This is a genomic window from Rhodococcus shunpengi (assembly GCF_048381395.1).
Taxonomy (GTDB): Bacteria; Actinomycetota; Actinomycetes; order Mycobacteriales; family Mycobacteriaceae; genus Rhodococcus.
Window position 1 is genome coordinate 43,125 of the sequence record NZ_JBLWIU010000032.1, and the last position, 12,755, is coordinate 55,879.

13 protein-coding genes are annotated in these 12,755 nt (G+C 66.9%); 10 read left to right on the plus strand and 3 right to left on the minus strand.

Features of this window, described 5'->3' with window-relative positions; genetic code table 11:
- The first annotated feature begins 28 nt into the window (after positions 1–28).
- From ACNJ7K_RS18680 to ACNJ7K_RS18705, 6 genes are all read left to right on the plus strand, one after another.
- Positions 29–481: a rhodanese-like domain-containing protein gene (locus ACNJ7K_RS18680; RefSeq protein WP_159416836.1), complete on the plus strand. Its 453-nt coding sequence runs from the start codon at positions 29–31 to the stop codon at positions 479–481.
- A 98-nt stretch (positions 482–579) separates the two neighbouring features.
- On the plus strand, positions 580–2,046 hold the full coding sequence (gene lysS, locus ACNJ7K_RS18685; RefSeq protein WP_230788602.1) for a lysine--tRNA ligase: 1,467 nt from the start codon (positions 580–582) through the stop codon (positions 2,044–2,046).
- A 95-nt stretch (positions 2,047–2,141) separates the two neighbouring features.
- Positions 2,142–2,501 (plus strand): histone-like nucleoid-structuring protein Lsr2, encoded by a 360-nt coding sequence (locus ACNJ7K_RS18690; RefSeq protein WP_006550504.1) that lies wholly within the window; start codon positions 2,142–2,144, stop codon positions 2,499–2,501.
- Positions 2,502–2,651: 150 nt separating this feature from the next.
- On the plus strand, positions 2,652–4,082 hold the full coding sequence (locus tag ACNJ7K_RS18695; protein ID WP_120281266.1) for a phospholipase D-like domain-containing protein: 1,431 nt from the start codon (positions 2,652–2,654) through the stop codon (positions 4,080–4,082).
- Between the two features lie 270 nt (positions 4,083–4,352).
- Positions 4,353–6,896 (plus strand): ATP-dependent Clp protease ATP-binding subunit, encoded by a 2,544-nt coding sequence (locus ACNJ7K_RS18700; RefSeq protein WP_120281267.1) that lies wholly within the window; start codon positions 4,353–4,355, stop codon positions 6,894–6,896.
- Positions 6,897–7,076: 180 nt separating this feature from the next.
- Positions 7,077–7,721 carry an MBL fold metallo-hydrolase gene (locus tag ACNJ7K_RS18705; RefSeq protein WP_159416833.1) on the plus strand — a complete coding sequence of 215 codons (645 nt, stop codon included), beginning with the start codon at positions 7,077–7,079 and terminating at the stop codon, positions 7,719–7,721.
- A 58-nt stretch (positions 7,722–7,779) separates the two neighbouring features.
- Here the strand turns inward: ACNJ7K_RS18705 and ACNJ7K_RS18710 are convergent, their stop codons facing one another.
- Entirely contained in the window at positions 7,780–8,406 is a 627-nt protein-coding gene (locus ACNJ7K_RS18710) for a TetR/AcrR family transcriptional regulator (protein ID WP_060653547.1), read from the minus strand.
- 119 nt (positions 8,407–8,525) lie between these two features.
- Here ACNJ7K_RS18710 and ACNJ7K_RS18715 point away from each other — a divergent pair, with 119 nt between their 5' ends.
- The 3 genes from ACNJ7K_RS18715 to ACNJ7K_RS18725 all read left to right on the plus strand — a co-directional run bounded on the left by ACNJ7K_RS18715 (position 8,526) and on the right by ACNJ7K_RS18725 (position 11,130).
- Complete coding sequence (locus ACNJ7K_RS18715; protein WP_120281269.1) at positions 8,526–9,824, plus strand: oxygenase MpaB family protein; 1,299 nt, start codon at positions 8,526–8,528, stop codon at positions 9,822–9,824.
- Positions 9,825–9,941: 117 nt separating this feature from the next.
- Positions 9,942–10,382, plus strand: coding sequence for an OsmC family protein (locus ACNJ7K_RS18720; RefSeq protein ID WP_060653552.1), 441 nt, complete (start codon positions 9,942–9,944; stop codon positions 10,380–10,382).
- 61 nt (positions 10,383–10,443) lie between these two features.
- Entirely contained in the window at positions 10,444–11,130 is a 687-nt protein-coding gene (locus ACNJ7K_RS18725) for a DsbA family oxidoreductase (RefSeq protein ID WP_159416832.1), read from the plus strand.
- Here the strand turns inward: ACNJ7K_RS18725 and ACNJ7K_RS18730 are convergent.
- Positions 11,120–11,650, minus strand: coding sequence for a DUF1990 domain-containing protein (locus ACNJ7K_RS18730; RefSeq protein ID WP_487042047.1), 531 nt, complete (start codon positions 11,648–11,650; stop codon positions 11,120–11,122). The genes ACNJ7K_RS18725 and ACNJ7K_RS18730 overlap by 11 nt on opposite strands.
- Position 11,651: 1 nt before the next feature.
- Positions 11,652–11,957, minus strand: a complete 306-nt coding sequence (locus ACNJ7K_RS18735; protein ID WP_006550495.1) for an antibiotic biosynthesis monooxygenase family protein — start codon at positions 11,955–11,957, stop codon at positions 11,652–11,654.
- A 33-nt stretch (positions 11,958–11,990) separates the two neighbouring features.
- Here ACNJ7K_RS18735 and ACNJ7K_RS18740 point away from each other — a divergent pair, with 33 nt between their 5' ends.
- The gene (locus ACNJ7K_RS18740) at positions 11,991–12,749 is read left to right on the plus strand and encodes an alpha/beta fold hydrolase (protein ID WP_230788537.1); all 759 of its coding nucleotides are present in this window, start codon (positions 11,991–11,993) and stop codon (positions 12,747–12,749) included.
- Positions 12,750–12,755 lie beyond the last annotated feature (6 nt).

Here is a 12,755-nt window from a genome sequence, read left to right on the forward strand (position 1 = left end):
CCGATAACACATTCCTGGGAGTTTTCTCATGCGCGCTGCGCTTCTTTCCACCACTTCTGTTTCCACCGCTGCTCCGGTCGCCTTCCACCGGCTTGCCGTCGAGCGCACGTACCCCACCGAACTGTCCGCAGCGGTCGCCCGCGGAGCCGTCGTCGTCGACATCCGCTCGAACGCCGAACGTGCAGCTCAGGGAACACTTCCCGGTGCACTCGCCATCTCCGTCGATCTCGTCGCCGAGCGACTCGATCCGAGCGGCAAGGGCCGTCTCGCCCTCGCCGTCGACCGCGACGTCGAATGGATCCTCGTCTCGTCCGACGGCGTGAGCTCGCACGGTGTGGTCACCGAACTGCACGCGCAGGGTCTGCGCAGGGTCACCCACCTCGTCGGAGGCTACGACGCCATCCGCGCGGCCCGCCTGGTCGGCGCAGTCGCCGAGGCCCAGCACGTCGCGCAGGACGTGGCGCGGGTCACCGCTCACTGAAAGCGCGCATCTGCAGGAATAGTGACCTCGGGTGTCCGATAGTCTGGTTACCCGTGAGTGATGCCACCGTTCAGCAGCCCGACGACACCCCCGAGCAGATGCGGGTCCGCCGCGAGAAGCGCGAACGGCTCCTGGCACAGGGCTCGGACGCCTATCCCGTCGAGATCCCGCGTACCCATACGCTCGCGGAGATCCGCGCCGAGTATCCCGACCTCGAACCCGACACCGCCACCGGCACCGTCGTGGGCGTCGCCGGCCGCGTGATGTTCTCGCGCAACACCGGCAAGCTGTGCTTCGCGACGCTGCAGGAGGGCGACGGCACCCAGCTGCAGGTCATGCTCAGCCTCGCCGGCGTCGGCGAGGAGGCGCTCGCCGCCTGGAAGTCCGAGGTCGACCTCGGCGACATCGTGTTCGTGCACGGCGAGGTCATCAGCTCCCGTCGAGGTGAGCTCAGCGTCATGGCCGACTCGTGGACCATGGCGTCGAAGGCGCTGCGTCCGCTGCCGGTCGCGCACAAGGAGATGAACGAAGAGGCACGGGTGCGTCAGCGCTACGTCGACCTCATCGTGCGTCCCGAAGCGCGCCGCAACGCGCGCATGCGTGTCGCGGTGGTGCGCGAGCTACGCAACGCACTCGAGCGTCGTGGCTTCCTCGAGGTCGAGACGCCCATGCTGCAGACCCTGCACGGCGGCGCGGCGGCCCGTCCGTTCGTGACGCACTCGAACGCGCTCGACATCGACCTGTACCTGCGTATCGCGCCGGAGCTGTTCCTCAAGCGCTGCGTGGTCGGCGGTATCGAGAAGGTCTTCGAGATCAACCGCAATTTCCGTAACGAGGGTGCCGACTCGACGCACTCGCCGGAATTCTCGATGCTCGAAACGTACGAGGCGTACGGCACCTACGACGATTCGGCTCGGATGATCCGCGAGATCATCCAGGAGGTCGCGTTCGCGGTCTTCGGCAGCCATGTGGTGACGCTCGCCGACGGTACGGAATACGACCTCGGGGGTGAATGGAAAACCCTCGAAATGTATCCCTCGCTGTCCGAGGCGATCGGCACGGACGTGACCCCTGACACCACGCTCGAGGAATTGACGGCTCTCGCGGATCGCGTCGGTCTGGAGATTCCCGAGGGTAAGGGCTGGGGCCACGGCAAGCTCGTCGAGGAACTCTGGGAGCACATGTGCGGCGACCAGCTGAACGAGCCGACCTTCGTGCGTGATTTCCCCGTCGAGACGTCGCCGCTGACCCGCGATCACCGCAGCGTGCGCGGGGTCACCGAGAAATGGGATCTGTACGTCCGCGGTTTCGAACTCGCCACGGGTTACTCGGAACTCGTCGATCCGGTGATTCAGCGCGAGCGCTTCGTCGACCAGGCACGCCTGGCTGCGGAAGGTGACGACGAGGCAATGGTCCTCGACGAGGATTTCCTCGCCGCGATGGAACAGGGAATGCCGCCGACCACCGGTACCGGAATGGGAATCGACCGTCTGCTGATGGCACTTACCGGTCTGGGAATCCGCGAAACAATCCTGTTCCCGATTGTCCGACCGAACACCCGTTAATCGGATTTCGCCGCTCCATATTGCGATGCGTTAATCGGCGGGTAGTGTGGTGCCCGTCCCGCGGGGGGAAGCGCATGCGAGAGGATTTACACCACATGGCGAAGAAAGTCACTGTCACCCTGATCGACGATGTGGATCAGGAATCGGCGGCGGACGAATCGGTGGAGTTCGGTCTCGACGGAGTGACGTACGAGATCGACCTTTCCGAGGACAATGCGGCACGGCTGCGCGAGCAGTTGGAATTCTGGATCGAACACGCTCGCAAGGTCGGCGGCCGTAAGCGGAGCAAGACCGCGGCCGGAACTGCGCCGGCTGCGCGCAAGAGCGGATCCGGAAGTGCGGGTCGCGAGCAGACGGCCGCTATCCGTGAATGGGCACGGAACAACGATCTGCCGGTTTCGGCGCGTGGCCGAATCTCTGCGGAGATCGTCGAGGCGTACAACAAGGCGCACTGACGACATCCTCGTCCGTGGGGCGTCGTCCATCCGTGGACGGCGCCCCACAGTCGTCGGTGGACGGGTTCGGTTGCGACACAGTGGCGCCCGTCACACCACCCGATCGTGCGGTCGAGCCGGCACGATGCGGTCGGGGAGTAGCATCCGCTCATGGCCGAGACCGTGCTCGAACCTGGTTCCACCTGCTGGCGAATCGCGCGAGCGGAGAGGTTGACCTGCATAGTCGACGCGGCCGACTATTTCCGTCACGCCAAGTCGGCGATGCTCCGCGCGGAAAAGCGCATCATGCTGATCGGATGGGATTTCGACACCCGGATCAAGTTCGAACCCGACGGCGCGACTCTCGAGGGACCGAACAAACTCGGTGAATTCCTCGAATGGCTTCCCGAACGACGTCCCGATCTCGATATTTATCTCCTCAAGTGGAACATCGGTGCGTTCAGTGCCCTCGCGCGCGGAATGACGCCGGTGTTCGTGCTCGATTGGCTCACCGACCCACGCTTGCACTTCGAAATAGACGGGGCGCATCCCGTGGGCGCGGCGCATCATCAGAAAATTCTCGTCGTCGACGACAGCATCGCTTTCTGCGGCGGTATCGATATGACCGTCGACCGCTGGGACACCCCGGATCATCCCGACCGGAGCAAATACCGGCGCGAGCCGAGCGGTAAACGCTACGGGCCGTGGCACGACGTGACGACCGCTGTCGACGGTGATGCCGCGCGGGCCCTCGGCGACCAGGCCCGCGCCCGGTGGAAGGCGGCCACGGGGGAGGAAATCGAGCCCGTGCCGGAGCCGGAACCGATCTGGCCCGACGATCTCGAACCGACCCTCCGCGGTGTCGACGTGGGCATCGCTCGCACCCTGCCCACCTACGACGGGAAGGACGGCGTCCACGAGATCGAGGCGCTGTACCTGTCGGTGATCGAGAAGGCCCGGCACACCCTCTACCTCGAGAGTCAGTACCTGGCCTCGCGCAGGATCGCGGACGCGCTCGCCGAACGACTGCAGGAACCGGACGGCCCCGAGATCGTGGTGGTCATCCCGCGCAACGCCGAGGGCTGGCTCGAACGCAAGGCGATGGACGGTGCCCGGCGTGCCCTGCTGCACATGCTGTGGGAGGCCGACGTGCACGGCCGATTCGCCGCCTACTATCCCGTCACCGCCGGCGGTGAGCCGATCTACGTGCACGCGAAGGTCGTCGTGATGGACGAGACGCTGCTGCGGATCGGGTCGTCGAACCTGAACAATCGTTCGATGGGCTTCGACACCGAATGCGACCTGGCGATCGAAGCCGCCGAACCCGGGGACGCGGTCGGCCGCGCGGCCGTCGAGCTGCGCAACATCCTGGTGGCGGAACACCTCGACGTCGACCCCGAAGCGATCGCCGAGGCCACGAAGGACGGCGGCTCGCTCATCTCCACCATCGAACGGTTGCGTGGCCCGGGACGTTCGCTGCGGCCGTTCGAACCGGGTACGGTGTCGGACGAGGACAGTGTCCTCGCAGAAAGTGCTCTGGCCGATCCCGAACGCGCCTCGCGGAGCCTCGGACGCAGGATCGAGCGATTCTTCGCCCGTTGATCTTCCACTGCCGCTGTTCGCTTGTGGCGTACAGCTTGCGGAAACGTATCCGCCACGTGCAGCGTTAACTTCTGAAACCGGGTTTTCTCGCCGCCTTCCGAAGGGTAGAGGGAAAGCGAGTCGATACCACGACCACTAGAGTGTGGAGTGGGAGCTTGGAACCTCTGAAAGGTTCCGACGAACGACTCGAGTGCCGGAGCTTAAGAGCGGCAGCAGGGTGCGGGACGATCGGCGTACCGGACCGGCGGCCGGAGAGTGTGAGGGAGTGCGATGTTCGAAAGGTTCACCGATCGCGCGCGGCGCGTCGTTGTCCTGGCTCAAGAAGAGGCCAGGATGCTCAACCACAACTACATCGGCACGGAGCACATCCTCCTCGGCCTCATCCACGAGGGTGAGGGTGTGGCGGCGAAGTCGCTCGAGTCGTTGGGTATCTCCCTCGAAGGTGTGCGCAGCCAGGTCGAAGAGATCATCGGCCAGGGTCAGCAGGCGCCCTCGGGGCACATTCCCTTCACTCCTCGTGCCAAGAAGGTCCTCGAGCTGAGCCTTCGCGAAGCGCTCCAGCTCGGACACAACTACATCGGTACCGAACACATCCTGCTCGGTCTCATCCGCGAGGGTGAGGGCGTGGCGGCGCAGGTGCTCGTCAAGCTCGGCGCCGACCTCAACCGGGTGCGTCAGCAGGTCATCCAGCTGCTGTCCGGTTACCAGGGCAAGGAGCCCGCAGAATCCGGCACGAGCCGTGGCGAGACCGGCACTCCGTCCACGTCGCTCGTCCTGGACCAGTTCGGCCGCAACCTCACGCAGGCAGCTCTCGAGGGCAAGCTCGACCCGGTCATCGGCCGGGCGAAGGAGATCGAGCGCGTCATGCAGGTGCTGTCGCGTCGTACGAAGAACAACCCGGTGCTCATCGGCGAGCCGGGTGTCGGTAAGACCGCCGTCGTCGAGGGCCTCGCGCAGGCCATCGTCAACGGTGAGGTCCCCGAGACCCTCAAGGACAAGCAGCTCTACACGCTCGACCTGGGCTCGCTCGTCGCCGGCAGCCGTTACCGCGGCGATTTCGAGGAACGCCTGAAGAAGGTCCTCAAGGAGATCAACAGCCGCGGCGACATCATCCTGTTCATCGACGAGCTGCACACGCTCGTCGGTGCCGGTGCTGCCGAGGGCGCGATCGACGCCGCGTCGATCCTCAAGCCCAAGCTCGCCCGCGGTGAGCTGCAGACCATCGGTGCGACGACCCTCGACGAGTACCGCAAGTACATCGAGAAGGACGCCGCTCTCGAGCGCCGCTTCCAGCCGGTGCAGGTCGGGGAGCCGACGGTGGAGCACACCATCGAGATCCTCAAGGGTCTGCGCGACCGCTACGAGGCGCACCACCGCGTCTCGATCACCGACAAGGCGCTCGTCGCGTCGGCCACTCTCGCCGACCGCTACATCAACGACCGCTTCCTGCCGGACAAGGCGATCGACCTCATCGACGAGGCCGGTGCACGCATGCGCATCCGTCGCATGACCGCGCCGCCGGACCTGCGCGAGTTCGACGACAAGATCGCCGACGCCCGTCGCGAGAAGGAATCGGCGATCGACGCGCAGGACTTCGAGAAGGCCGCGAGCCTGCGCGACAAGGAGAAGCAGCTCGTCGCGCAGCGTGCCGAGCGCGAGAAGCAGTGGCGTGCGGGCGATCTCGACGTCATCGCCGAGGTCGACGAGGAGCAGATCGCCGAGGTCCTCGCCAACTGGACCGGTATCCCGGTGTTCAAGCTCACCGAGGAGGAGACCACGCGTCTGCTCCGCATGGAGGACGAGCTGCACAAGCGGATCATCGGCCAGGAGGACGCCGTCAAGGCCGTCGCCAAGGCGATCCGTCGTACGCGTGCCGGCCTGAAGGACCCGAAGCGTCCGTCCGGTTCGTTCATCTTCGCCGGCCCGTCCGGTGTGGGTAAGACGGAGCTGTCCAAGGCGCTCGCGAACTTCCTGTTCGGCGAGGACGACGCGCTCATCCAGATCGACATGGGTGAGTTCCACGACCGCTTCACCGCGTCGCGTCTGTTCGGTGCGCCTCCCGGCTACGTCGGATACGAGGAGGGCGGCCAGCTCACCGAGAAGGTGCGCCGCAAGCCGTTCTCCGTGGTTCTGTTCGACGAGATCGAGAAGGCCCACCAGGAGATCTACAACACCCTCCTGCAGGTCCTCGAGGACGGTCGTCTCACCGACGGTCAGGGACGCACGGTCGACTTCAAGAACACCGTGCTGATCTTCACGTCGAACCTGGGCACTGCCGACATCTCGAAGGCCGTCGGGCTCGGCTTCTCGGCCGGAACGGGCGAGCAGTCGAACTACGAGCGGATGAAGAACAAGGTCCACGACGAGCTGAAGAAGCACTTCCGGCCCGAGTTCCTCAACCGTATCGACGACATCATCGTCTTCCACCAGCTCACGCAGGATCAGATCATCCAGATGGTCGACCTGATGATCGGACGTGTGGAGACGCAGCTGAAGAACAAGGACATGGGTATCGAGCTCACCGAGAAGGCGAAGTCGCTGCTCGCCAAGCGCGGCTTCGACCCGGTGCTCGGTGCACGTCCGCTGCGTCGCACGATCCAGCGCGAGATCGAGGATCAGCTCTCCGAGAAGATCCTGTTCGGCGAGATCGGCGCGGGCCAGATCGTCCTCGTCGACGTCGAGGGCTGGGACGGCGAGGGCGCCGGCGAGAACGCGAAGTTCACGTTCACGCCGAGCGAGAAGCCGGCCGAGGTCCCGGACACCCCGGCGGTCGCGCTGGCCAAGTCCAGCGAGGGCGAGTCCGAATCCGGATAAGCGTCCGCTGCCTGTGAGAGCAGGCACGTGTTGCTGCCTGTGAGAGCAGGCGCCTGCTGTACCGAGAGGGGCGGCACCCGCGAGAGGGTGCCGCCCCTCTCGCCGTCCGACGCACTTGACCTCCAGTCGGCTCGAGGTTGCACGGTGGTGGTGACCGGACGACGACCAGGAGGTATCGCGATGCGGCAAGTACTGCCCGATCTGTGGGAGACACAGGAGGACAACCCGTTCCCGGGGCTGAGGACGCACGCCTATCTGTGGACCGGGAAGAACAACGTGCTCTTCTATTCGGTTGCCGGTGAGTCCGATTTCGACGCACTGGACCGCCTCGGTGGGATCACCGACCAGTACCTGTCCCACCAGGACGAGGCCGGCCCGATGCTCGGCAGGATCGCCGAGCGCTTCGGGTCGAGACTCCACGCGGCGGCGGCGGAGGCCGATGTGGTCGGCCGGCACGCCCGCATCGACGTCCCGCTGACGGAACGTCACGTGGACGACAACGGGGTGGAGATCGTTCCGACGCCCGGGCACACGGTGGGGAGCATCTGCTATCTGGTGCCCGGCGCGGACGGGACCCGCTACCTGTTCACCGGCGACACGCTGTACCGCGGTGCTTCGGGGAAGTGGCGGGCCGGCTACATCGAGGGGATGAGCGACGCCCGTGCGCTCGCCGACAGTCTGCGCCTGCTGGCGACGGCGGAACCCGATGTGGTGATCTCGAGTGCGTTCGCGGGGGAGTCGGGCGTGCACCGGATCGACCCCCGCGAATGGCCTGCCCACATCGACCAGGCTCTGACCGGGTTGTCTGCCGCGGTGCAGGGCTGAGGAGAGCTCTTCCGGACCGTCTGCCCTGCCGCGGGTCGTGGCCGACCTTGCCGCCGGCTCATCTGCCGATGGTCGGCATGTGCGCGGTGAGTGTCGACAGGGTGCTGGCGACGATCTCGGTGAGTTCGTCGGGGCGGATGTCGAGCGTGCCGTCGAGCCAGCCGCGGACGAGCTCGACGGCACCGGCCATGACGACCACCGCGCACAGTTCGGCCTGCCGGGAGTCGAGGCGGGTGCCCACCGCGTCGCTCTGCTTGGCGAGTTCGTCGGCGGCGGACCGGATGAACGCGCTCTTCCGCTCGGCGAGCGGGGGCGCGTCGGAGATGAGGAAGCGACCCTGCTGGGGGTTGCGTTCGACGGCGCCGACGATCGCTCCCACCGCGGCGCGCGCCTTGGCGTGCAGCTCGTCGGGGGCCGCCGCGATGGCGTCGACGGCGCGTTCGAGCAGGGTCGCGCCGAGCTCGTCGTAGGCGGTGGTGACGAGGTCGGTCATGTCGGTGAAACTCTCGTAGAAGAAGCGCGGGCCGACTCCCGCAGTGGCCGCGACCTTCCGTACCGTCGCCGCCGACCAGCCCTCGTCGGCGACGACGTCGATCACCGCGTTCTGGAGACGCTTGCGGCGTTCGGCGCGCCGGTCGGCCGGGGCGACGCCGCGATACGCGCGGGTGGCTTCGGGCTCGGACACATCGTCGAGTGTGGCACAACACCACCGACCTTCAGGAATCGATCAATTCCGGAATCAAGTGTTTACTAATTGTGGAATCCTTGTCATAGTCGATCCCCGAATCCGGACGAGGAGGAAACGTGACGATCGATGCCCCGTCGACTGCCCACCTGCACGACCGAACCGATCGACTCGCACCGAAGCCGATCCTGCGAGAGGGCGGCCCGCGTCTGGCGATGTCGTTGCTCGCCGGCGACTCGGTGCGACCGACCCGGGCCCAGGCCCGGGCGTTCGCCAAGTTCGCGCACACCTGCGATCCCGTGGCCGACGATCTGGTCGCCGCGATGCGCCGCGACCGGCTCCGCATCCGCACACAGTTCGAGCAGGCACTCGAACACGGCATCGAGACCGTGGACGATCCCGCACCCGAGGTGGCAGCGTTCATCGCCACCCTCGACGACGTGCCGTTCTGGGTCGACTACGACAAGCTCGATCTCGCTGCGCGGGCAATCGCACGGATGCCGATGAGCACCCTCATGGCGTTCACCACCGCCATCGCCTTCCCGGCCAGCTACGTCTCCCCGCGCGTCAACGACGTGCTGTTGCGCGGCGGCGACCTCGCGAAACGCGCCGCGGGTCGGATCGTCGAGACGGTCTCGTGGTCGATGGACTGCACGGCGCCCGGCGGAATGGAGCGCTTCGGAGCGGGGACGAAGAACACCGCCCGTGTCCGCGTCGTGCACGCCTACATCCGTGCCGGGATCGATCGGGTCGACGACTGGAACACCGACACGCACGGCCGGCCCGTGAACCAGTTGCACTACTGCGTGACGATGATCCCGATCGCCGGGGTGGCCCTCGCCGTCATGGCGGCCGGGCACTGGTACTCGCGACGTGAGCGCGACGCGATCGTCCACCTCTACCGCTACGTCGCCCACACCATGGGCGTGACGGCGGAACTGCAGGTCACGTCCTTCGACGAGCTCCTGCGTCTGATCTGGCTGGCGGTCTGGTCGGAGGTCGACCCCGACGACTCGTCCGCCGCTCTCACCGAGGCCGCGCTGAAGGCCGTTCCCCGCATCTACGGGGTCGACGGCCCCGGCGCGGCGAACCGCATCAGGAGCTGGGCGCACTACCACTTCCACGCCGACCTGGCCCGCCTGTCGCTGGGCTCCGGATACGCCGACGCCGTGGGCGTTCCGCGACTGAGCCCGATGGCGGCGCTGTATCCGGTGTGGTTCGCGCGCAACCTCCTACGCGACCGCCTGAGTGTCCTGGTGCCCGGTGGTGCCGGACGCGCCGCCCGGCGGGGTCACGCCGAGCGCATGCGGGAGATCGCCGAGGTGAAGCGGCGGCTCGAAGTACGGCCCTACGAACGGGACGGAGCCGTGCAGTCGATCCGCGAACGCGACCGCGAACTCCGGGCGCGATCGGCCTGATCCGGACATCGGGAACGCTCTGGCGCGAACAGCCCTCGCCACCATCGCGACTCTGCAAGTGTGGTTCGTGAAGGAACTGTCGCATGCAGAGCTGTCGCACGCAGAGAAGGAGAGGTCATGCCCACTCGTACCGCACGGACCGCATGGAACGGGGATCTGCAGAAGGGCTCCGGTCAGGTGGAGCTCACCAGCTCGGGCCGTGGCACGTTCGACGTGTCGTTCCCGAAACGCTCGGCGGAGAACGCGGACGGCACCACCAGCCCCGAGGAGCTCGTCGCCGCCGCGCATTCGTCGTGCTACGCGATGCAGTTGTCCGCACTGATCGCGGAGGCGGGCGGCACACCGCAGAGCCTCGAGGTCACCGCCGACGTCTCGCTGGGGCCCGACCCGGCGGGCGGATTCCGGCTCACCGGAATCGAACTGAAGGTGCGGGGTGAGGTCGACGGCCTCGACGCCGACGGCTTCGTCAAGGCCGCAGAGGACGCGAAGGCGGGATGTCCCGTGAGCAAGGCACTCACCGGCGTCGAGATCTCCCTGGACGCCGCCCTCGAGAGCTGACCGGGTTCATGGACCGATCGGCCCGGGAACAGAGCACGTCAGGGCCGGGTTGTACCCGAATATGAGCATGCCCGACGTACTTCTCCCCACAGCCCACATCGAGATCTGGTCCGACATCGCCTGCCCCTGGTGCTACATCGGCAAGCGGCGTTTCGCGGAGGCGCTCGAGTCCTTCGACGACCGCGACCGGATCGAGGTCACCTGGAGGTCGTACCAGCTCTCGCCCGACACACCGGTCGGGCGACGGGTCCCCGAGATCGAGGCGCTCGTCGCGATGAAGGGGATGCCGGCCGAGCAGGTCCGGCAGATGTTCGCCCAGGTCTCGGACACCGCTGCCGACGTGGGACTCGAGATCGACTTCGACAACGTCGTCGCCGCCAACACCTTCGATGCGCATCGGCTCGCGCATCTGGCCGGCGACAAGCGCGACGAGGTCCTCGAGGCGTTGTTCCGTGCGCATTTCGTCGACGGCGAGGTGGTCGACGATGTGGATGTCCTCGTGAAGGTCGCCACCGAGGTCGGGCTCGATCCGGAGTCGACGCGCGCAGCCCTCGACGGCGACGATCCCGCCGGTGAGGCCGCGGCCGACGCCGTGACCGCCGATCTCTTCGACGCACGACGGATCGGCATGCAGGGGGTGCCGTTCTTCGTGGCCAACCGCGCCGTCGCAGTGTCGGGTGCGCAGCCGGTGGACGTCTTCCGTCAGTTCCTGCGCAAGGCCGTCGACGATGTGACGGTCAAGCTGTGAGTGCCGCGAGATAACGTCGCGCGATCTGCTGCTGGAGCAGGTGCCCGACGGGACCGGCCACCTTCGTATACCAGCGGGCGGGGCGGGAGAACGCGAGCACCGTGCCCCGCACCCGCCCGTCCGCGGTGCGCTCGACGACGAAGGTCTCCTCGCCGCATTCGGGATGGCCCGGGAGTGTGCCGTAGGTGAACCCGCGTACGTCCGGGGTGTCGACGATGTCGATCACGCGGCACCGCGCCGACGCGCGCACCGGACCGAGACCGAAGCCGAGATCCACTTCGACGCCGGGTACTGCGAGGGGCGTACCGGCCGGGATCCGCATGCCCGCGCCGCGATGCATGTCCCACGAGAACAACCGGGCAGCGGCGACCTCGAACACGGTGTCGCCGCTGCCCAGTTCGCTCTCGACCCTCAGGTGCCGATAACCGGAGGGGAGCGGCGCCTCGCCGCGGAAGGCACGCAGGCTCGCTCCCACCTCCGGATAGGTGAACTCACGCCCGGACCCGCCGGACGCGGACATCTCAGGACTTCTTGACGTCGAGGACGACCTCGAACTCGAGGAGCGAGGCGCCGGTCGCGACGGGCTTCTTCGCCTCACCCGCGTGGGCGGCGCGTGCGTCGCCGTCGCGCCATGCGGCGAAGTCCTCCTCGGACTCCCACTGCGTCACCACGAAGTACCGGTTCTCGCCGGCGGTGGGGCGGAGCAGCTGGAAACCCAGGAAGCCGGGGGAGTTGTCGACGGTGTGCGCCCGATTGGCGAATCGCTTCTCCAGCTCGGGGCCGGCGCCTTCGGGAACTTCGATTGCGTTGATCTTCACGACTGCCATGCGCGAGAGCCTACTCCGCTAACTTGGTCGATTGTGTTGCACGACGAGGGCGGAACCGGACGACCCATCCTGCTGTTGCACGGCCTCATGGGCAGCGCCCGCACGTGGCGTCGTCACGTGCCGTGGTTACGCGGACACGGGCACGTGTACACCTTCGACGCCGCCGGTCACGGCCGTCCCGCTCCCGACGAACTCACCACCGAAGCGTTCGTCGCCGATCTCACAACCCACCTCACTGAGATCACCGAACCACTCGTCGTGATCGGGCATTCGATGGGCGCCCTGCACGCGTGGTGCTTCGCCGCCGCCCATCCCGAGCGGGTCACCGGGCTGGTGCTCGAGGACATGGCGCCCGACTTCCGGGGACGCACAGCCGCGAACTGGGCGGCGATGATCACGCAGTGGCCGCAGCCGTTCCCCACCGAGGACGCGGTGTTCGATTTCTTCGGGCCCGTCGCGGGTCGCTACTTCCTCGATTCGTTCGTCCGCCGCGACGACGGCTGGTATCTGCACGGCGACGTCGAGACCTTCCGCGACATCTCGGAAGAGTGGGGGTCGCGGCACTTCTGGGACGAGTGGAACTCGATCCGCGTGCCCGCGCTGCTGCTCGAAGGCGAGTTCACCATCACCCCCGAGGGACAGATGCGGCGGATGGCGACGCGACCCGGCACCGACCACGTCCTCGTCGACGGCGCCGGGCATCTCGTGCACGACGACCGGCCCGACGAGTTCCGCACCGCCGTGGAACACTTCCTCACCGCGCACGCACTCTCGGCGAGCCGCCTCGGGTAGCACTGT

Excerpts from the sequence above, each read along its gene's own strand:
- ACNJ7K_RS18680 (WP_159416836.1), top strand. The coding sequence starts at position 29 with ATGCGCGCTGCGCTTCTTTCCACCACTTCTGTTTCCACCGCTGCTCCG.
- ACNJ7K_RS18720 (WP_060653552.1), top strand. The coding sequence starts at position 9,942 with ATGCCCACTCGTACCGCACGGACCGCATGGAACGGGGATCTGCAGAAG.
- lysS (WP_230788602.1), top strand. The coding sequence starts at position 580 with ATGCGGGTCCGCCGCGAGAAGCGCGAACGGCTCCTGGCACAGGGCTCG.
- ACNJ7K_RS18735 (WP_006550495.1), bottom strand. The coding sequence starts at position 11,957 with ATGGCAGTCGTGAAGATCAACGCAATCGAAGTTCCCGAAGGCGCCGGC.
- ACNJ7K_RS18695 (WP_120281266.1), top strand. The coding sequence starts at position 2,652 with ATGGCCGAGACCGTGCTCGAACCTGGTTCCACCTGCTGGCGAATCGCG.
- ACNJ7K_RS18725 (WP_159416832.1), top strand. The coding sequence starts at position 10,444 with ATGAGCATGCCCGACGTACTTCTCCCCACAGCCCACATCGAGATCTGG.
- ACNJ7K_RS18690 (WP_006550504.1), top strand. The coding sequence starts at position 2,142 with ATGGCGAAGAAAGTCACTGTCACCCTGATCGACGATGTGGATCAGGAA.
- ACNJ7K_RS18730 (WP_487042047.1), bottom strand. The coding sequence starts at position 11,650 with ATGTCCGCGTCCGGCGGGTCCGGGCGTGAGTTCACCTATCCGGAGGTG.
- ACNJ7K_RS18705 (WP_159416833.1), top strand. The coding sequence starts at position 7,077 with ATGCGGCAAGTACTGCCCGATCTGTGGGAGACACAGGAGGACAACCCG.
- ACNJ7K_RS18700 (WP_120281267.1), top strand. The coding sequence starts at position 4,353 with ATGTTCGAAAGGTTCACCGATCGCGCGCGGCGCGTCGTTGTCCTGGCT.